Genomic DNA, 20,590 nt, shown 5'->3' with positions numbered 1-20,590 from the left:
AGTAATAGCTGAGGAAAGTGAAAACTTTTCTAAACAAAAATCCTTTGTTTAAAAACAAAAGGGAAAAGAGAAGCGAGAAGTTCGAGGCGATGAAGATTCGAGCAGCACAGCGTATTTCTATACGTGAGCAGCGGAGAATCGAAATCAACGAAGAAATTCGACGCTAATCTTTTGCCGTAACAAGGTTAAGTTAGAAAGGGCGCACGGTGGATGCCTTGGCACTAGGAGCCGATGAAGGACGGGACTAACACCGATATGCTTCGGGGAGCTGTAAGTGAGCTTTGATCCGGAGATTTCCGAATGGGGAAACCCACTGTTCGTAATGGAACAGTATCTTTACCTGAATACATAGGGTATGGAAGGCAGACCCGGGGAACTGAAACATCTAAGTACCCGGAGGAAGAGAAAGCAATTGCGATTTCCTGAGTAGCGGCGAGCGAAACGGAATTAGCCCAAACCAAGAGGCTTGCCTCTTGGGGTTGTAGGACACTCTATACGGAGTTACAAAGGAACGAAGTAGATGAAGAGGCCTGGAAAGGCCCGTCGAAGAAGGTAACAACCCTGTAGTTGAAACTTCGTTCCCTCTTGAGTGGATCCTGAGTACGGCGGGACACGAGAAATCCCGTCGGAAGCTGGGAGGACCATCTCCCAAGGCTAAATACTCCCTAGTGACCGATAGTGAACCAGTACCGTGAGGGAAAGGTGAAAAGCACCCCGGAAGGGGAGTGAAAGAGATCCTGAAACCGTGTGCCTACAAGTAGTCAGAGCCCGTTAACGGGTGATGGCGTGCCTTTTGTAGAATGAACCGGCGAGTTACGATCCCATGCAAGGTTAAGTTGAAGAGACGGAGCCGCAGCGAAAGCGAGTCTGAATAGGGCGGATGAGTATGTGGTCGTAGACCCGAAACCAGGTGATCTACCCATGTCCAGGGTGAAGTTCAGGTAACACTGAATGGAGGCCCGAACCCACGCACGTTGAAAAGTGCGGGGATGAGGTGTGGGTAGCGGAGAAATTCCAATCGAACCTGGAGATAGCTGGTTCTCTCCGAAATAGCTTTAGGGCTAGCCTCAAGATAAGAGTCTCGGAGGTAGAGCACTGATTGGACTAGGGGCCCCCAACGGGTTACCGAATTCAGTCAAACTCCGAATGCCGAAGACTTATTCTTGGGAGTCAGACTGCGAGTGATAAGATCCGTAGTCAAGAGGGAAACAGCCCAGACCACCAGCTAAGGTCCCAAAGTATACGTTAAGTGGAAAAGGATGTGGAGTTGCTTAGACAACCAGGATGTTGGCTTAGAAGCAGCCACCATTTAAAGAGTGCGTAATAGCTCACTGGTCGAGTGACTCTGCGCCGAAAATGTACCGGGGCTAAACGTATCACCGAAGCTGTGGATGGACATCTACGATGTCCGTGGTAGGAGAGCGTTCTAAGGGCGGTGAAGTCAGACCGGAAGGACTGGTGGAGCGCTTAGAAGTGAGAATGCCGGTATGAGTAGCGAAAGATGGGTGAGAATCCCATCCACCGTATGCCTAAGGTTTCCTGAGGAAGGCTCGTCCGCTCAGGGTTAGTCGGGACCTAAGCCGAGGCCGAAAGGCGTAGGCGATGGATAACAGGTTGATATTCCTGTACTACCTCCCCACCGTTTGAGCAATGGGGGGACGCAGAAGGATAGGGTAAGCGCGCTGTTGGATATGCGCGTCCAAGCAGTAAGGCTGAGAAGTAGGCAAATCCGCTTCTCGTAAGGTTGAGCTGTGATGGCGAGGGAAATAAAGTACCGAAGTTCCTGATTTCACGCTGCCAAGAAAAGCCTCTAGCGAGGTGGGAGGTACCCGTACCGCAAACCGACACAGGTAGGCGAGGAGAGAATCCTAAGGTGTTCGAGAGAACTCTCGTTAAGGAACTCGGCAAAATGACCCCGTAACTTCGGGAGAAGGGGTGCTCTGATAGGGTGCAAGCCCGAGAGAGCCGCAGTGAATAGGCCCAGGCGACTGTTTAGCAAAAACACAGGTCTCTGCGAAGCCGTAAGGCGAAGTATAGGGGCTGACACCTGCCCGGTGCTGGAAGGTTAAGGGGAGAGGTTAGCGCAAGCGAAGCTTTGAACCGAAGCCCCAGTAAACGGCGGCCGTAACTATAACGGTCCTAAGGTAGCGAAATTCCTTGTCGGGTAAGTTCCGACCCGCACGAAAGGTGTAACGATCTGGGCACTGTCTCAACGAGAGACTCGGTGAAATTATAGTACCTGTGAAGATGCAGGTTACCCGCGACAGGACGGAAAGACCCCGTGGAGCTTTACTGTAGCCTGATATTGCATTTTGGTACAGCTTGTACAGGATAGGTAGGAGCCTTGGAAGCCGGAGCGCCAGCTTCGGTGGAGGCATCGGTGGGATACTACCCTGGCTGTATTGAAATTCTAACCCGCACCCCTCATCGGGGTGGGAGACAGTGTCAGGTGGGCAGTTTGACTGGGGCGGTCGCCTCCTAAAATGTAACGGAGGCGCCCAAAGGTTCCCTCAGAATGGTTGGAAATCATTCGTAGAGTGTAAAGGCACAAGGGAGCTTGACTGCGAGACCTACAAGTCGAGCAGGGACGAAAGTCGGGCTTAGTGATCCGGTGGTTCCGCATGGAAGGGCCATCGCTCAACGGATAAAAGCTACCCCGGGGATAACAGGCTTATCTCCCCCAAGAGTCCACATCGACGGGGAGGTTTGGCACCTCGATGTCGGCTCATCGCATCCTGGGGCTGTAGTCGGTCCCAAGGGTTGGGCTGTTCGCCCATTAAAGCGGTACGCGAGCTGGGTTCAGAACGTCGTGAGACAGTTCGGTCCCTATCCGTCGCGGGCGCAGGAAATTTGAGAGGAGCTGTCCTTAGTACGAGAGGACCGGGATGGACGCACCGCTGGTGTACCAGTTGTCTTGCCAAAGGCATCGCTGGGTAGCTATGTGCGGACGGGATAAGTGCTGAAAGCATCTAAGCATGAAGCCCCCCTCAAGATGAGATTTCCCATAGCGTCAAGCTAGTAAGATCCCTGAAAGATGATCAGGTTGATAGGTCAGAGGTGGAAGCACGGCGACGTGTGGAGCTGACTGATACTAATCGATCGAGGACTTAACCTAAACGAAAAGCGGAGAAAGCCCGTTTAAATCGATAGGATGTTGGAGCTTCTGGCTGGGAAACCGTTCTTTGGTTTCATAGGCAGAAGTGAAACGGCCGAAAGATTAGGAGCCGTAGCTAGACAATCAAGTAAAGCAAGTACTCAGCTGCAGTTATCTAGTTTTGAAGAAATAACCTTCATATTGTCTGGTGATGATGGCGAAGAGGTCACACCCGTTCCCATGCCGAACACGGAAGTTAAGCTCTTCAGCGCCGATGGTAGTTGGGGGTCTCCCCCTGTGAGAGTAGGACATCGCCAGGCTGTAAACATTGGCCCGTTGGTCAAGCGGTTAAGACACCGCCCTTTCACGGCGGTAACACGGGTTCGAATCCCGTACGGGTCACCATTTATCTGCGGGTGTAGTTTAATGGTAAAACCTCAGCCTTCCAAGCTGATGTCGTGAGTTCGATTCTCATCACCCGCTCCAAAAACGGGCCTATAGCTCAGCTGGTTAGAGCGCACGCCTGATAAGCGTGAGGTCGATGGTTCGAGTCCATTTAGGCCCATACAGTGAAACTAAGAAAAAACACATTGATTCGTTCAATGTGTTTTTTTCTATAGGTTAGGAAAATGTTTGAAATTTTTTGAGGCTGTCTAAAAGAAGAAAACCATCTCTTTTCACACCCCTTCACAAAATGGGCCGTTACGAAAACCTACAAATATTAAAGGTTTTAATAAACGGTCCATTCTTAAGAGGCAATGTTATATCTTCTTAACAAATTCTGATTTTAACTTCATCGCACCAAAACCATCAATTTTACAATCAATATCATGATCACCGTCAACTAAGCGGATATTTTTTACTTTCGTCCCCATTTTGATGACCGAAGACGTTCCTTTGACTTTCAGGTTTTTTATGACTGTGACAGAATCACCGTCATTTAGTACATTTCCGTTGGCGTCTTTAATTATACTTGTTTCCTCGCTATTATCATTTCTCGCTTCTGAGCTCCATTCATAGGCGCATTCCGGACAAATAAGAAGGGCTCCATCCTCATAAATGTAAGGGGATTGGCATTTTGGGCAATCTGGTAAATTGGACATTAGTATGTTTCCTCCATTTATTCTTTGGGGAGTATCTTCCCTGCTATAGACTAGCTAGATTAACAGCCTTCTCTCACTTTTCAAATCCATTCTTCATTGTGATGGATGAAGAATGTCATGTCAATGTCCACTTTTAATCGTAGCAACTAAACAAAAACCAGTCGAAAAGCAACCAATCTGAAGGAGCATGGTATGTGTGAGGGAGAGAGAATGGACAAGGAGTGGTCCGATGCCCGCGCCTGTTAATAAGATGAAAGAATATAACGAAATGGCAGTGCCTCTTTCCATGACAGCTAAATTTCCTATTAATGTGATAATACTTGGGAGCAGTAAAGAAATCGCTCCGACAAAAAAGATGGATACTAGGGCAATTAAACTGTGAGCAGAGGAAAAGCTAAGTGGCAAAAGAGAAGAAACAGCCAGTCCTAACGCAAATGACAGCGTCTTTTTTTGGGGGGCCAAATGCTTTAATAAGCCGATTTGTAAAGAGGATAAGTGTTTTTTGATACAAGGGGAACGTATGTGCTAAAATGTTTATAGGGATTCATTTAGTGTTTTTTTCATTCATGGAGTTTGTCGCATACTTTTAGTAAAATAAATAGCATGAATGAGCACAGCTCTTAAATGAAAGAGATAGTTAATAGAAAAAAAGAGTTGTTTCTTTAACCGAAAGTTCAATAAATAGAAAAACTGTCATGTACAATAAACAACCTTTTGTCCATTTACATGGCAGATAAAATAAAAATGAAGAACAGAGGGGGATATTTATGGCTGTCCAGTTTGTACTTGGCCGTTCCGGGAGCGGCAAAACCGAGTATTGCTTGAATGAAATTGGCCAAGCTTTAAGACAGGAAGCGCTTGGTCCACCTATTATTTACATCGTGCCGGAACAGATGACGTTCCAGTCTGAGTATGAGCTAATTCAAGCTCCTGGTTTAAATGGCATGATGCGCGCGCAAGTATTCAGCTTAACTCGTTTAGCATGGCGAGTGCTGCAGGAAGTAGGGGGTATGAGCCGCTACCATGTAGATAGTACGGGAATTAGCATGATGCTAAGGAAGATTGTTGAGAAGCGGAAACAAGAACTGAAAATCTTTGCGACAGCTTCTGATAAACCAGGATTTATTGATCAGCTCGAACGGATGCTAACCGAGTTTAAACGCTATTGCCTAGATCCGAAAGCATTGGCCAATAAGGAAGGGGAATTGTTTGCTGATTCGCAGAAAGTGCTAGGAGATAAGTTTCATGATTTGAAAATTATTTATGAGGAGCTGGAACATCAGCTTTTACATAAATACGTCGATTCTGAAGATTATTTACGATTGTTGGCAGAGAAAGTGCCTGAGTCGGTTTATTTACAAAACGCTTCTATTTATATTGACGGCTTCTACAGCTTTACTCCACAAGAATTAGAGGTTCTTGCGGCTCTCATCAAGATTTGTCCATCCGTTACTATTGCGTTAACAGCTGATCAAAATTATGAACATCAATTGCTTCATGAAATGGATCTGTTCCGTATGACGGCTGAAACGTATCAAACTCTTCAACAAATCGCTCAGGATCAACAAGTTGATATAAAAGAGCCTGTTCTCTTGCAGGAACGAAAGCGTTTTGAGCAGGCGTCTGGTCTAGCTCATCTTGAGAAGTACTTTGATACGAGACCGACAGTTCCATTTAATGAGCAGACCGAGAACATTCAACTTATGCCGGCTGTCAATCGGCGGGCAGAAGTGGAAGGAACAGCCCGTGAAATTCGGGAGCTTGTCCGTCAAAAAGGTTTACGGTATCGGGATATTGCTCTTGTTGTTCGAAATGCTCAAGATTACGATGATTTAATTCATACCATTTTTCAAGACTATGACATTCCATATTTCCAAGACCGAAAGCGTGCAATGGTTCACCATCCTCTCATTGAATTTATTCGTGCCAGCCTTGAAACGGCTAGTGGAGTGTGGCGCTATGAGACCATCTTTCGTTGTGTGAAAACGGACTTGCTGTTTCCATTGGACGCGGATCCAGCTGCCATGAGGGAAGAGATGGATCGCTTTGAGAATTATGTGTTGCGGTATGGCATTCAAGGATCTAAATGGACAATGGAGGAGCGATGGAAATATCGCCGTTATCGCTCGTTAGAGGATATGGAATTTCCTCAAACTGATCAAGAACGAGAGTTTGAAGACCAAATTAATGCATGGCGCCAGCTTATTGTTGTCCCGTTAAAACAGCTGCAAGATTCTTTGAAAAGGGCTAAATCTGGTCGGGCGATGTGTGAAGCCCTCTATATGTATTTAACGAAGTTGAATATTCCAGAAAAACTGGAGCGCTGGCGCAGCGAAGCAGAGCAGGATGGGGACTTGGATACATCAAGAGAGCATGATCAAGCGTGGAAGGCTGTCATTGAGCTACTTGATCAGTTTGTGGAGATGATGGGAGACGAGAAGACATCTGTTTCGTTGTTTACAAGTGTCATTGAAGCTGGTTTGGAAGCCATGCAATTTGCGTTAGTTCCTCCAGCGATTGATCAAGTGCTTGTTGCGAGCTTTGAACGTTCGCGTTTCTCCAATATCCAAGCAACTTTTGTGTTAGGAGTTAATGATGGAGTGATTCCTGCCAAACCACAAGAGGACAGCATTTTGTCTGATCAAGAGCGGGAATATTTATGGCAGTCGGGCTTTAAGGTTGCTCCAAGCGGCAAGCAGCAATTATTCGATGAACCGTTTTATATTTATTCGGCTTTCGTCAGTCCATCAAAATGGCTTTATATTAGTTATCCGCTTGCAAATGAAGAAGGAAAAACGCTTCTCCCATCTGTTATGGTGAATCGTTTGAAAGAGATGTTTCCTCTTTTAAAAGAACGATTACTAATGCAAGAGCCAGCAGAGTTGAATATTGAAGAACAAGTTCAATATGTGTCCAATCCACTTATGACGATTACGTATTTAGCAGGACAGCTGCAAGCATGGAAACGACACTACTCTATGGATGATATCTGGTGGGATGCTTATAACTTTTACATGGAAGATGAAGAGTGGAGTTCATACAGCCGAAGAGTTTTAGCTAGTTTATTTTATCGAAATGAAGCAAAGAGTTTGACGCAAGAGACAAGCAGACACTTATACGGTCGGAACATTCAAGCAAGTGTATCGAGAATGGAAAAGTTTCAAGCCTGCCCTTACTCTCATTTCGCTTCCCACGGCTTGCGTCTGCAAGAACGCAAAGTGTTTCGCTTGGAGGCTCCTGATATTGGGGAGCTGTTTCATGCTGCGTTAAAAATGATGGCAGAGCAGCTGAGAGAACAGCAGCAAGATTGGCGACATTTAACGAAAAAAGACTGTGAGCGTTTGTCTCATGAAGTAGTAGATGATTTGGCGCCGAAGCTGCAAAATGAAATTTTGTTAAGCACGAATCGCCATCATTATTTAAAGCATAAGCTGCAGCAAATTATTGAGCGGGCTTCTCTCGTTTTGAGTGATCATGCGAAAGCAAGTGGATTTGTTCCCATTGGTTTGGAGCTTGCTTTCGGACCAGATCAACCGTTGCCAGCGATGCAGTTTACACTTCCGAATGGAAGTACGATGGAACTGATTGGGCGAATTGACCGAGTAGATAAAGCAGAAGGTTCGAAAGGTGTGCTACTTCGAATCGTTGATTATAAATCAAGCGATAAGGCGCTGAATCTTGTTGAAGTATATTACGGTTTAGCTCTTCAAATGCTTGCGTATCTCGATGTTGTCATCACCTACGCAGAGAAGCTGTTAGGAAATGGACAGCAGGCGCTGCCGGCAGGTGTATTATATTTCCATGTTCACAATCCGATGATCAGCAGCTCGAAGTCTCTTACGTTAGATGAGATTGAAGAGGAGATTTTCAAACGCTTTAAGATGAAGGGTTTGCTTCTTGGAGATGAGGAAGCCGTTCGTCTGATGGATCAGACACTGGAATCTGGTCATTCCAACATTGTTTCAGCTGGCTTGAAGAAAAGCGGCGGATTTTACTCCAATTCTTCCGTAGCGGATGAGCAACAATTTGCGGATTTACGAAAGCATATTAGAAAACAGTTTACTGACATTGGGACAAAGATTACAGATGGAACGATTGATATTGCTCCTTACAAGTTGAAGGACAAGACGCCATGTACTTTTTGTTCTTTCCGTTCGGTTTGTCAGTTCGATGAATCAATGGAAGAACATGATTACCGCCGATTAAAAGTTGAAAAATCTGATGTCATTTTAGAGAAAATCAGAATGGAGGGGGACAGCCATGAATAAATGGATGCCGAAACCGGAAGGAAGCCAATGGACAGATGACCAATGGAAAGCCATTGCGGCTTCTGGACAGGATATTCTTGTTGCCGCCGCTGCTGGTTCAGGGAAAACGGCGGTTCTCGTAGAACGCATTATACAAAAATTGATCGCAACAGAAAATCCCATTGATGTCGACCGCTTGCTTGTAGTGACGTTTACGAATGCGTCCGCAGCTGAAATGCGCAATCGAATTGGGGAGGCAATTGAGAAGGAACTGAAGAAAAACCCTTCTTCCCTTCATTTACGACGTCAATTAAGTTTATTAAACCGCGCCTCTATTTCGACATTGCACTCGTTCTGTTTGGAAGTTATTCGAAAGTTTTACTATATGATTGATTTAGACCCTAGTTTTCGAATTGCAGACGATACAGAAGCAGAGTTACTGCGTGAAGAAGTGCTTGATGAGTTATTTGAGGAGCAGTATAGCATGGAGGGCAATGACCGCTTTTTCGACGTGATTGATCGATATACAAACGACCGAAGTGACAGTGATATTCAAGTAATTGTGCGTAAGCTGTATGAATTTGCTCGTGCTAACCCGAATCCTGAACGCTGGCTGGAGCAACTCATTGGCCAGTATGAGGTCACGGACGAGATGACAGTGGATTCCCTTCCATTTGTTCGTTTCTTGCTGGAAGATGTGCATTTGCAGCTTAAAGGCATCGAAACGTTATTGAAAGAAGCGTTGCAGCTGACGAAAGTGCCGGGCGGACCCGCACCAAGGGCAGTCAATATCGAAGATGATTTGCGACAAGTTCAAGCAATGGTTCAATCAGCTGAAACGTCTTTTTCCATGCTGCATGAGCAGTTTCAAACTTTGTCTTTCTCAAGATTGAAGCCATGTAAAGGAGATGAGTTTGTTCCTGAGCTCATTGATAAAGTGTCGGATTTGAGAAAAAGCGTGAAAACCTCGTTGGAGAAAATACAGAGTGAATTATTTAATCGTCCTCTGCATGCGTATTTGAACGACTTAAAAACGATGAAGCCGATTATTGAGACGCTTGTATCGATCGTGCTGGAATATGGAAGGCGATATGAGGCGGTTAAGAAGGAAAAAGGACTTGTGGACTTTTCAGACTTAGAGCACTACTGTTTACAGGTGCTACGGGAAGATGGAGAAGGACTTGTGCCATCAGAAGTCGCCAAGCAATACCGTGTCCAATTTACGGAAGTACTGCTGGATGAGTACCAAGATGTGAACATGGTTCAAGAATCCATTATTCAGCTTGTAACAAAGGATGAAGAAGAAACAGGAAATTTATTCATGGTTGGGGACGTAAAACAATCGATTTATCGATTTCGTTTAGCTGAACCGTTTTTGTTTTTAAGCAAGTATAAACGCTTTACACAGGATGGTCATCAGTCCGGCTTGCGGATTGATTTGAATAAAAACTTTCGAAGTCGTTCGCAAGTATTGGATGCTACTAATTTTATCTTTCGTCAAATCATGGATGAAACGGTAGGAGAAATTGAGTATGATGATGATGCTTCGCTAAAGCTTGGGGCTAGTTATCCAAAAGAGGAAGGAATGGAACCTGAGTTGCTTCTTGTAACGAAAGAGCAGCCGGAGAGTTCAGCTGAAACAGAAGAAGAGGGCGAACAGGAAGCGGCGGCTTTTTCAGAGGCAGAGCTCGAAACGGCGCAGCTTGAAGCGAGATTAATGGCACGTAAAATCCGGGACATGGTTCAAAGTCGTTTTCAAGTATATGACCGTGGACTTGATCGGATGAGAAATGTAACATACCGAGATTTTGTCATTTTGCTTCGCTCCATGCCTTGGGCTCCTCAAATTATGGAAGAGTTTAAGCAGCATGGCATCCCTCTTTACGCCAATTTAGCGAAAGGGTATTTTGACGCCACCGAAATTACCATTATGATGTCGTTGTTACAGGTTGTCGATAATCCACATCAAGATATTCCGCTCGCCTCTGTGCTTCGTTCGCCCATTGTTGGTGTAAGCGACGAAGAATTGGCTGTTATCCGGTTGGCAGATAAAAATGGCACCTATTATGAAGCATTGCAATCGTTTATGAAAGCTCCAGGTTCACATGAGGAGATCTATCAAAAAGTATCTGTATTATATGAAGCGCTGCAAACATGGCGTACACAAGCACGCCAAGGAGCCTTATCTTCTCTCATTTGGCAGCTTTACCGAGACACGGGCTTTTTTGAATTTGTAGGCGGACTTCCAGGAGGCAAACAACGCCAAGCCAATCTCCGGGCGTTGTATGACCGTGCGCGTCAATATGAATCAACTTCGTTTCGAGGCTTGTTCCGTTTCTTACGCTTTATTGAAAGAATGCGAGATCGCGGTGATGATTTAGGAACAGCACGTGCTCTTGGAGAGCAGGAAGATGTTGTTCGCTTAATGACCATTCATAGTAGTAAGGGACTCGAATTTCCAATCGTTTTTGTCGCCGGCTTGTCGAGACAATTTAATATGATGGACTTGCATCAATCGTATTTGTTTGACAAAGAACTTGGATTTGGTTCAAAACTGGTTAATCCGAAGCTGAGGGTCAGCTATCCGACGCTTCTTCAACAAACAATGAAGCGAAAAATGAAAAAAGAGACTTTAGCCGAGGAGATGCGAGTGTTGTATGTGGCGTTGACGCGTGCTAAAGAAAAATTGATATTAGTAGGAACCGTCAATCGATTTGAAAGTACGTTGTCGAAATGGAAAAGTGCACTGACACATCCGGATTGGGTGTTGCCGGATCATCTACGCTCACAGGCGAAAAACTATCTAGATTGGATTGGTGTGTCTTTAATCCGCCACCAAAGCGCCAAACCATTAGCGGGAGAAGATGCGGAGAAGCCGGTATTGCTTGAGGCGTATGAGGATGCTTCTTACTGGAAGTTTGAAGTGATTCATGCTTCCGAGTTGGCAGACGAACAGCTAGAGGAGCAGAGTCTCCATGAAGAATTGCTGCAAGCCTTGAAGGATGGAAAACCCGTTCCTATCGAGAGCGAGAAAAAAGAGGAAATCATGAATCGGCTTGAATGGACATATGGATTTCAAGCGGCCTCTGTTCATCGTTCGAAGCAGTCTGTATCGGATATGAAGCATCAACAGCGCTTAACAGAAGACAGCAGTGATAATGCCTTCGTGCGCCGAACTGGTCCTAAGCTTTTTGATCGTCCGAGATTCATGCAAGAAAAGTCGCTGACGGCAGCGGAAAGAGGAACGGCGATGCACCTTGTGATGCAGCATGTACCGCTTGGACACGCTGTCACAACCGAAATAGTCAAGGAACTGGTCGCATCAATGGTTATGAAAGAGCTGTTGACGTCTGAACAGGCAGAGGCGATTGATTGTGCCAGCGTTGCGGCGTTTTTTGAGACGGATATCGGAAGAAGACTTCAACAGGCGCGACAAGTTTACCGAGAAATGCCGTTCAGTTTATCAATTCCTGCGTCTGAGGCGTATTCAACATGGAGTGCGCCCGAGGAGGAAGCCGTTCTTGTGCAAGGGGTGATTGATTGCTTATTTGAAGAAGAAGGCGGCTTTGTTTTAGTCGATTTCAAAACTGATAATATTTCTGAGCGTTTTGAAGGAGATTTTGAAAAGGCCAAGCCGGTGTTGCTGGACCGTTATCAATTGCAGGTTCGCCTTTATTCGCAAGCAATTGAATCCATTTTAGGACGTCCCGTGGCAGCTAGTTATTTATATTTCTTTGATGGCAGTCAAATGATGGAAGTATAAAAAGAGTCGAGGAGGGGGTGCCCGTCATGAACATCCAGTAAAACATAGGATTCAATGACGGGCCTTTTCCTTCAGACAAAAATGGGACGGGAAGAGCCAAATTTTCCAAATGATAAAACACAACATATTAGAAGTGTGAAAAGGGGGAAGAAACACGTGCGCATGTTACATACGGCCGATTGGCATTTAGGCAGAACGCTTGAGGGGCGAAGTCGTCTGGAAGAGCAGGCTCAATTTTTAGATGAGTTGGTAGATATCGTCGAAAAGGAAAAGGTAGACGTGGTGCTGATGGCAGGGGATGCGTTTGATACAGTCAACCCGCCAGCAGCGGCTGAACAGCTTTTTTATGAAAGTTTGTCGAGACTGTCGGATAAGGGAAAACGACCGGTTGCCGTTATTTCTGGAAATCATGATAGTCCGGACCGGCTTGCGGCCGCGATGCCGTTGGCAAAAGAACAAAACATTACGCTGCTTGGATTGCCATCGACAAATATTCATTCTATCCATATTCCAACAACGGGCGAAGTGTTAGAGGTGGCGGCATTGCCGTATCCGTCTGAATCTCGCCTAAAAGAACTATTATCGGCTGAAAATGATGAATTGGCGATTCGGAATTCATACGACCAGCGTATTCAAGGGATTTTTGAGGCGATGAGCCGACAGTTCACACAACATGCTGTTCATGTCGCTATGAGCCATATTTATGTCGCAGGAGGAAGCTCAACGGATTCTGAGCGTCCGATTGAAGTTGGAGGAGCTTATACAGTTGCCGCAACGAGTCTCCCGGAAGCGGCTCAATATGTCGCGCTTGGGCATTTGCATCGTCCTCAAAATATTAAGAGAGCGCCTACGACGGCTCGTTATTCCGGTTCTCCTTTAGCTTATAGCTTTTCGGAATCTGGTTATGCCAAATCAGTGACGATTGTGGATGCAAAACCGAATGAGCCAGTGGAGTGGACAGAGGTGTATTTATCGAGCGGGAAACCGCTTGTCAGATGGAAGGCGAAAAATGGATTAGCAGACGTGTATAACTGGCTTGACGAAGGGCGAGATACTGAAGCATGGATCGATCTGGAAATCCATTTGAAGGATGCTTTGTCCATTGAAGAAATTCATCGATTGCGCAAATTGCACAGCGGCTTTGTACATATTCGCCCGGTATTTGAAACGGAAGAAGACCGAAAGGAGACAGAAACGACTCAAAATCTTCCAATTGATGAATTGTTCAAACGATTTTACGGGCGCCAAACGGGAGGAGCGCAGCCTGACGCTGAGCTTGTACAATTGTTTTTATCGCTCATTTCCGACGAATCATCAACGGGAGGAGAGGAAGAATGAAACCGATCATATTAACGATTGCAGGATTACATAGCTTCCGTGAAAAACAAGTCATCGATTTTGAAACGCTTTGTGAAGGCGGGGTATTTGGGATTTTTGGACCGACAGGCAGTGGGAAATCATCGATTTTGGATGCAATGACGCTGGCCTTGTACGGAAAAGTGGAGCGGGCGGCCAATAATACACAGGGGATTTTGAACCATGGAGAAAAAGAATTGCATGTGGCCTTTACCTTTGAACTACAAAATGCGGAAAATAAATGCCGTTATACAATTGAACGAAGCTTTAAGCGTTCAGATGAAATACGGGTTAAGTCAGCGACGAGCCGTTTAATTGAGGAAGGAGACGAGAGAGTTGTATTAGCGGACAAAACGAATGATGTTAATCAACGTGTTCAAGACTTGCTTGGTTTGACGATTGATGATTTCACTCGTGCCGTTGTTTTGCCTCAAGGAAAGTTTGCTGAATTTTTATCGTTAAAAGGTGTAGAACGCCGGCAAATGCTGCAGCGGTTGTTTAATTTGGAGCAGTATGGTGATCGCCTGAATAAACGACTTCGGGAGAAAGTTCAGGCGCTGACTAGTGACCTTGATAAAATTGATGCAGAGCAGGCAGGGCTTGGTGATGCATCTTTAGAGCGATTGCAAGAGGCAGAGGAAGAAGTGAAAAACAGCGACATGCTTTTGCAAAAAAGAGAAATAGAACTCTCCCATATCAATCAGCAATTTGAACAGCAAAAGCAAGTGTGGCAGTGGCAGCAGGAGAAGGCCAAAATAGAAGAAGCGTTAATGCTTCTTAATAAGCAACGTGAAGCGATTGAAGAGAAGGAACGAACGCTCGAGCAAGCCGAGCAGGCGGAAATGCTAAAACCATATATGCAGGCCTATGACCAATGCCAAAAACGGTATGATCAAGCGAAGGATTCTCTTCGGGAGTTAAAGGAAACGTTGGAACAGGCAAAGCAAGCATATGAACTTTCGGCTATTGTCTATGAAGAAAAACGGGCACTTCGCCTAAAAGAAGAACCGTCGCTAAATGCTCAAAAAGAAAAACTTGAGCAAGCGAAGCAGTGGCAAGTATCGTTGCAACAGCTGACGAAGGAAATTGAGGAATTGTTCCAAGAGCAGCAACAGATGGAGCAGCGGATTCAAGAAAAGAAAGAAGAACTTGCCAAAGCAGAACAGCTTCATGAAAAAGGTACAGTGAAGCAGCGACAGTTGAAAGAAGAATTGAAGCAAAGCGAGATACCAGCGGATTACCGGGAAAAGGTCCAACAAGCAGTGGCAGAGAAACAGCATGTTCTTCGCTTGCGGGAAATGGTTGCAGAAGCGTTTGAAAGTCGTATAAAAAAAGAAGAACAAGTCGAGGCGGCCAAACAGGAAGTTCAGCAGCTTCAAGAGCAAACAGAACGAATAGGAGAAACGAGCACATCTTTATTCGAACGGGTACAGGGTGTCTATCACGTTCTTTGTGAACGGGAAAAGGAATTTGAGCACATCGTTTCTAAAGCAGAGCGATATATTCAAACGTTAAAAAGTGAAGTGGAAACGGAAAAAACAAAGCATTTGGCATGGAGACTGGCAGAACAGCTGGCAGAGAATGCACCATGTCCGGTTTGCGGTTCAGCGGATCATCCTTCTCCAGCTGCGCATCCAAAAGAGGGCTCTTTGGTGAGTGAGATGGAGCAAAAAGCAGTACAAGCAGAACAGTCTCTTGCAGCGCTACGAGAGGAAAAAGCACACTTTACGTCTTTAAAGATGCAGTTGGAACAAACGTCACAGCAGTTGATAGAGGAGATGGCCTTAGGTGAACGAGGTCCTGTTGTTTTATCTCCTGTTGAACCGCTTCCAGTTTTTGAGTCTGGGGATATAGTAAATGCAGTACACATGCTTCAAACAGAGGTAAAGTCACTGCAACAAGATTATTTGGAAGTAAAGGAAGCAATTCAAACCCTTTTGCAAAAGCTCCGGACAATGAAAGCGAAACGGGAACAAGTCATATCACGTTTGGCGCTGCATGAAGATGATTACCTAGAACGAACGGATAAGTGGAAGCAGCTTCAAGAAGAAGAAAAACGAGTAGCCGCTTTTTGGAATGAGCAGTTTGCTCCACTTTCCATCGAGCATATGGAAGAATTGCAGCGAGAGATTGGCGCAAAAGATCGCCAGCAACATGATTTAAAAGAGCGAATTGAAACAAGTATTACCTTTTTAGAGCAAAAGGCTGAACAAATTAAACGTTTAACGGCGGAGCTGAACGGATTGGAGCGCCAGCAAGCAGAGCAGGCTGCCCGCCTTTTAGGGAAGCGGGAAATGTTTGAAGAGAAACAATCGCAACTCCTTTTAATTATTGGTGAAGGCGATGCCGAAAAAATGTTGAAAAAGACTGTTCGGGCAATTGAGCAGCTTTCTTCGGAAGAAGCGACTGCCTATGAGAAATGGCAGCAAGACCAACTAACGTATCAGCAATATGACAGTCGTGAAAAGGCGTTAGCGCATTCACTTCAAGAGCTGAAAAAGGAATATGAAGAAGCTGAGAAAAACTGGGATGAAAAACGAAAAGAAACTATGTTTTCGACTACGCAAGAAGTGACAGCGGCCTTCATTGAAAAGTCACAGCGCCTTCAATTAAAAGAGGAAATTCACAGTTTTTGGGACAAAATAAAAGAACATCAACATGTTATGGATCGTCTGAATGAGCAATTGCAAGGGGCGGTTTTAACAGAGGCTCAATGGGAAGAGACGAGAAAGCTCCAACTGGAGTTACAAGAGGCGGTTCGAGAAGCGGTGCGGGCAAAAGGTGCAGCACAGCGAGCGCTTGAGGAAATTCAGGGCCGTCATGAACGTTATGGCCAATTGAGCGCGAAACGAACCGATGTGGAAAAGCAACTGACTCAGCATCAAAAGCTGCAAAGTGTATTTAAAGGAAACAGCTTTGTCGAATTTATTGCAGAAGAGCAGCTGATGAGTGTAAGCCGTGATGCTTCGCAACGTCTCGGGTTATTGACGAGACAACGCTATGCGATTGAAGTGGACTCACAAGGTGGTTTTATTATGCGAGATGACGCAAACGGGGGCGTGAAGCGTCCGGTGACGACATTATCCGGAGGAGAAACGTTCCTGACTTCCTTGGCGTTGGCGTTGGCCTTATCTGCTCAAATTCAGCTTCGAGGGGAGTACCCGCTGCAGTTTTTCTTCCTTGATGAAGGATTTGGAACATTAGATGCTGAGCTTTTGGATACGGTCATCACATCACTTGAAAAGATTCAATCCAACCAATTATCAATCGGGGTCATTAGTCACGTACAGGAATTAAGGGCGAGACTTCCAAAACGTCTGATTGTAGAACCAGCTGAGCCGTCAGGAAGAGGAACGAAAGTGATGGTCGAAACGTTGTAAGTAAGGCGGCAGAAGGGCGGAGAGATGATGGTAAAAAAAGAACAACTGGGCACATGTGAATTATGCGAAAGAGAAGAAGTGATGACGACTGTTCATCACTTAACCCCAAAGGAGATGGGCGGTACGTTTGGCCCGACTGCCCATTTATGTATTCCTTGCCATAAGCAAATTCATGCGTTATATACAAATGAAGAGCTGGCAGTTCGGCTCCGGACAATTGAAGCTCTTCAGCGCGATGAGCAAATGGCGTCTTTTTTAAAGTGGATTCGCAAGCAGCCATCATCCAAACTTCCGCGTATGAAGAAATCAAATGAACGAAAAAGAAAGAAAAAATAAAGGAAGTTCTGATTGGTAGGAAATCTTTATGAGTTCTTACTGTCTGTTAATATGAAATAAATAAAGCGTCAAGGAAGTCGGAAGGAATTCCGATATTCCATGACGCTTTATTTAGGCGTTGGCAGCGTTATTTTGGTCAGCAATGTCTGGGTCGAGCGTATTCGTAGCCGATAATCCATTGTTTGTGATGACAAAATTTCCAGTGTTCGCTGCACCTGATCCAAAGGCGGATTTTGAAGTTTCTTTTGGAGAAACGTAAAAAATATCTCCGAAGGTTACAATGCCGCCAGCGCTGCCGATATTAACGGGACCAACAATTGCGGGCATATGATACCATCCTTTTTATCGAAAATAGATGTTTGATAATACTTTCAGTCTATGAAACCGAGTAATAAACGTTCATTTTTTCCATTTGTATAAAGCCATCTAGAAAATTCGACACGACTTAAGAACAGTTATCTCAAAATTTCTAGACCTTTGAGGGGGGAGTCCCATTGCCTGATAGCTGTCGTACGTTCAAAACGCGTGACTCGGCTGAAAAGGTTTCAGTTGACCCAATGTGGGTAACGGAGGAGGCAGATACCCCTGTAATATTGATCCGGTTCACTTTAATCGCCGGGGATTCATGAACAGTATTCATGTTAATAAATTCAAGTGGAGCGACTGGGAGTTTTTCTGTAAAAGTTAGGTAATCTTGAAGATTTCCTTCCTGCCCGAAAAAAAACGGATATTCCCGCTGCACCGCTAATACTTTTACGTCAGCTTCAAGGTGTGAAGAGTCGCCAATTTGGCAGACCGAGCTTTCGACAATTGAAATAATATCAAGTAGATTGACACAAGACATTCGTCTAATCATAGTGGTCTCCTTTATGATAACGATAATGGTACGAATGGTCCGATAATGAGGGATTCGGCAGGAGTATCAAAAATAGAAGATAAAACAGCGCTTTGCATATCGCCTACCAAAAAGAGGGAGGAAGCCGTTATCCCGACAATTTGCACATCTCCGACCATCAGTTCCCGGTTAATGACAGTAAAATCCACGTTATCCATCTCCTTTTTTCAGAGAGTCAGGAAGATAGGTTAAAAAGGCGTGAATGCCCTTTTGCACTTCTTCACGCAATTGATGAATGGTTTGTGATATGATTTCAGCTTTATGCGAGTCAAATTGCTGGGGGTCTATTTGCTGTAAGTGGAAGGCAATTCGCTGCTCCAGCTGTTTTTTTATGTCTTCTAAAATAAACTCATAATAAGGGTCGGCAATTGTCATCCGTCTTTCTTCTAAAATGTTGGAGATGATTCTGTATCCATCTTTATCTAATTCTTCTTCCATTTGTTGATGGATTTCTTGAACGATAGTCGGAGGGATGGTACGAGTTTGCGTGGGCTGCTGCAATGGATTACTAGCACCTTCTGGAATGGTAGAGGTGATGTTGAAATCCTCAATGTTTTCCGGCTGTGTAGGGTTTAATCCGATATTTAATGTCCCTTCCAACGTTTCAATTTTTAATTGATCAAATTTATATTCAATTTTTTCAATGTTTGTTTTAGGGCTTTCCTCCATGTCTTTCAGTTGCTGTTGAAGCGCGTTCAATCCTTGCTCTAACTGTTTAATTTTTTCATTTTGCATGTGGATGTGTGAGGAAAGCTGCTGCACGTAGTGACAAAGCTGAAGATAATCCATCTCATCCATCCTTCCGTTTCTTACGTGGATACTTTAAACATATGAGAAAGAAACGGAATAGATGAACGTAATTATGGCGATGGGGCAGGAGGAGTCGTAGAATATTTTAAAAGTCCGGATGTGATTTGCGAACTTTGCAGCGGTACGGCAGGAGTCTGAAATTTTTGTGCTTCCGGTGCGGGTCCTGTAAATCCTCCTGTGTTGAATAAATTTGATGTGGCTTTCACGAGTCCTACACTTCCAATTTGTAATAGAGATGAATTGGTGACGGCATTGACTTTTAAGGAATGGATGCAAATGCTTTGGTTTACGTACAAGTTCATCTCATGTCCCCCTTTTTTAAGCATTAGCAGCAATATTTTGATCAGCAACATCCGGGTCTGATACATTGGTGGAACTTTGCTGATTGTATACACGCAGCCCGTCTCCTGTATTAAATGAACCAGCACCGGCAAATGTTTTAGCTGTAGATTTTGGTGAAATGGCATATACGTCTCCAATATGAAACACACTTGCACTTCCGACACTGTTGACATTGACTGCTCCAACAAATGCTGGCATATAAAACACCCTTTAATTCGTTTTCTGCTACTATGCTATGTCAAAAGTGAAAGAAGGGTGAATGCCTATAATCGTCAACGATACTCCGTCGAAAATAAAAGGAAATAAGAGCGTTCTGTCGAATGAAGCTATGAGTTACATAGGGAGGGGAATAAAGATGAAATTTGCTACCGTTTCTTACAAACAACGGGTATTGACATGTATGGTTATCGACAACAAAATAGTAGACATCTGTCAGGCGGAAGAGCGGCTCTTTCAGACGAAGAAGATTCCGCCATCAATGATTGAACTCATTGAAAGTTATGAAGAAACGAAAGAAAAGCTAATGGCAATACATGCGTGGGGGATGCAAGCACCGCTAGGGGAAGCTGTTTATTCTATTGATGACATCACATGGCTTGCACCTATTCCGCGCCCGCGCAAAAATGTATTTTGTGTAGGGAAAAATTATGTTGATCATGCTATTGAGATGGGAAGTGCTGCGGATGTCCCAAAGCATGTAATGCTTTTTTCGAAAGCACCAACGGCTATAATCGGTCATGAAGGGGGAGTCATGGCTCATGATGATGTGACAAACGAACTGGATTATGAAGGAGAACTGGCTGTTATTATTGGCAAGACATGTAAAAACATTCAAGAAGAAGAGGCGATGGATTATATTTTCGGTTATACGCTCGTTAACGATGTAACGGCCCGCGATTTACAGGAGCGGCATAAACAGTTTTTATTAGGCAAAAGCTTAGATACTTCATGTCCGATGGGACCTGTCATTGTAGAACGATCTGCCATTTCTAATCCGGGGAACTTATCAATTGAAACGAGAGTAAATGGAGAAGTGCGACAAAAAGGGAATACGGAGCAGTTCATTTTTGGCATCGCTCATATTGTTGCTACAATTGCTAAAGGAACGACACTGGAGCCTGGAGATATTATTGCAACGGGGACTCCCGCTGGAGTGGGAAAAGGATTTCAACCACCTCGCTTCTTAAAGTCAGGAGATGTGATGGAAGTGACAATTGAGGAAATTGGTACACTTAGGAATCTAGTGAAATAGGGAAAACGGGTT

14 protein-coding genes, 3 tRNA genes and 2 rRNA genes are annotated in these 20,590 nt (G+C 44.7%); 11 read left to right on the top strand and 8 right to left on the bottom strand.

Features of this window, described 5'->3' with window-relative positions:
* The first annotated feature begins 183 nt into the window (after positions 1-183).
* The 5 genes from ACXAEO_RS18060 (at position 184) to ACXAEO_RS18040 (ending at position 3,659) form a co-directional block, all read left to right on the top strand.
* Positions 184-3,115, top strand: a 23S ribosomal RNA gene (locus tag ACXAEO_RS18060).
* A gap of 183 nt (positions 3,116-3,298) precedes the next feature.
* Positions 3,299-3,414 (top strand): 5S ribosomal RNA (gene rrf, locus ACXAEO_RS18055).
* Between the two features lie 10 nt (positions 3,415-3,424).
* Positions 3,425-3,499, top strand: a tRNA-Glu gene (locus ACXAEO_RS18050).
* Between the two features lie 7 nt (positions 3,500-3,506).
* A tRNA-Gly gene (locus tag ACXAEO_RS18045) sits at positions 3,507-3,580 on the top strand.
* 5 nt (positions 3,581-3,585) lie between these two features.
* A tRNA-Ile gene (locus ACXAEO_RS18040) sits at positions 3,586-3,659 on the top strand.
* Between the two features lie 196 nt (positions 3,660-3,855).
* On the opposite strand, the gene ACXAEO_RS18035 is transcribed toward ACXAEO_RS18040, so the two are convergent.
* Positions 3,856-4,197, bottom strand: a complete 342-nt coding sequence (locus ACXAEO_RS18035) for a zinc ribbon domain-containing protein YjdM (protein WP_474883386.1) — start codon at positions 4,195-4,197, stop codon at positions 3,856-3,858.
* Positions 4,198-4,317: 120 nt separating this feature from the next.
* Positions 4,318-4,659 carry a hypothetical protein gene (locus tag ACXAEO_RS18030; RefSeq protein ID WP_474883385.1) on the bottom strand — a complete coding sequence of 114 codons (342 nt, stop codon included), beginning with the start codon at positions 4,657-4,659 and terminating at the stop codon, positions 4,318-4,320.
* Between the two features lie 305 nt (positions 4,660-4,964).
* Here ACXAEO_RS18030 and addB point away from each other — a divergent pair, with 305 nt between their 5' ends.
* The 5 genes from addB to ACXAEO_RS18005 all read left to right on the top strand — a co-directional run bounded on the left by addB (position 4,965) and on the right by ACXAEO_RS18005 (position 17,279).
* Positions 4,965-8,465: a helicase-exonuclease AddAB subunit AddB gene (gene addB, locus ACXAEO_RS18025; protein ID WP_474883384.1), complete on the top strand. Its 3,501-nt coding sequence runs from the start codon at positions 4,965-4,967 to the stop codon at positions 8,463-8,465.
* Positions 8,458-12,207: a helicase-exonuclease AddAB subunit AddA gene (gene addA / locus ACXAEO_RS18020; protein WP_474883383.1), complete on the top strand. Its 3,750-nt coding sequence runs from the start codon at positions 8,458-8,460 to the stop codon at positions 12,205-12,207. The genes addB and addA overlap by 8 nt, the downstream gene beginning before the upstream one ends.
* Before the next feature lie 156 nt (positions 12,208-12,363).
* Positions 12,364-13,545 (top strand): exonuclease SbcCD subunit D, encoded by a 1,182-nt coding sequence (locus ACXAEO_RS18015; protein WP_474883382.1) that lies wholly within the window; start codon positions 12,364-12,366, stop codon positions 13,543-13,545.
* Positions 13,542-16,943, top strand: a complete 3,402-nt coding sequence (locus ACXAEO_RS18010; protein WP_474883381.1) for an SbcC/MukB-like Walker B domain-containing protein — start codon at positions 13,542-13,544, stop codon at positions 16,941-16,943. Before ACXAEO_RS18015 ends, ACXAEO_RS18010 begins: the two co-directional genes overlap by 4 nt.
* Before the next feature lie 27 nt (positions 16,944-16,970).
* Positions 16,971-17,279 carry an HNH endonuclease gene (locus tag ACXAEO_RS18005; protein WP_474884275.1) on the top strand — a complete coding sequence of 103 codons (309 nt, stop codon included), beginning with the start codon at positions 16,971-16,973 and terminating at the stop codon, positions 17,277-17,279.
* 111 nt (positions 17,280-17,390) lie between these two features.
* Here ACXAEO_RS18005 and ACXAEO_RS18000 read toward each other — a convergent pair whose 3' ends face one another.
* From ACXAEO_RS18000 to ACXAEO_RS17975, 6 genes are all read right to left on the bottom strand, one after another.
* Positions 17,391-17,606: a spore germination protein gene (locus ACXAEO_RS18000; RefSeq protein WP_474883380.1), complete on the bottom strand. Its 216-nt coding sequence runs from the start codon at positions 17,604-17,606 to the stop codon at positions 17,391-17,393.
* A gap of 142 nt (positions 17,607-17,748) precedes the next feature.
* Positions 17,749-18,135 carry a spore germination protein GerPE gene (locus tag ACXAEO_RS17995; protein WP_474883379.1) on the bottom strand — a complete coding sequence of 129 codons (387 nt, stop codon included), beginning with the start codon at positions 18,133-18,135 and terminating at the stop codon, positions 17,749-17,751.
* Positions 18,136-18,146: 11 nt separating this feature from the next.
* Complete coding sequence (locus ACXAEO_RS17990) at positions 18,147-18,332, bottom strand: spore gernimation protein GerPD (RefSeq protein ID WP_474883378.1); 186 nt, start codon at positions 18,330-18,332, stop codon at positions 18,147-18,149.
* Complete coding sequence (gene gerPC, locus ACXAEO_RS17985; protein WP_474883377.1) at positions 18,325-18,963, bottom strand: spore germination protein GerPC; 639 nt, start codon at positions 18,961-18,963, stop codon at positions 18,325-18,327. The genes ACXAEO_RS17990 and gerPC overlap by 8 nt, the downstream gene beginning before the upstream one ends.
* A gap of 71 nt (positions 18,964-19,034) precedes the next feature.
* Entirely contained in the window at positions 19,035-19,286 is a 252-nt protein-coding gene (locus ACXAEO_RS17980; RefSeq protein WP_474883376.1) for a spore germination protein GerPB, read from the bottom strand.
* Positions 19,287-19,302: 16 nt separating this feature from the next.
* Positions 19,303-19,524, bottom strand: coding sequence for a spore germination protein (locus tag ACXAEO_RS17975; protein WP_474883375.1), 222 nt, complete (start codon positions 19,522-19,524; stop codon positions 19,303-19,305).
* 157 nt (positions 19,525-19,681) lie between these two features.
* Between ACXAEO_RS17975 and ACXAEO_RS17970 the strand changes: the two genes are divergently transcribed.
* Positions 19,682-20,578 (top strand): fumarylacetoacetate hydrolase family protein, encoded by an 897-nt coding sequence (locus ACXAEO_RS17970; RefSeq protein ID WP_474883374.1) that lies wholly within the window; start codon positions 19,682-19,684, stop codon positions 20,576-20,578.
* Positions 20,579-20,590: the final 12 nt, after the last annotated feature.

Source organism: Bacillus sp. ABA4_010 (genome assembly GCF_056159105.1).
This window is presented reverse-complemented; position numbering and strand designations above follow the sequence as displayed.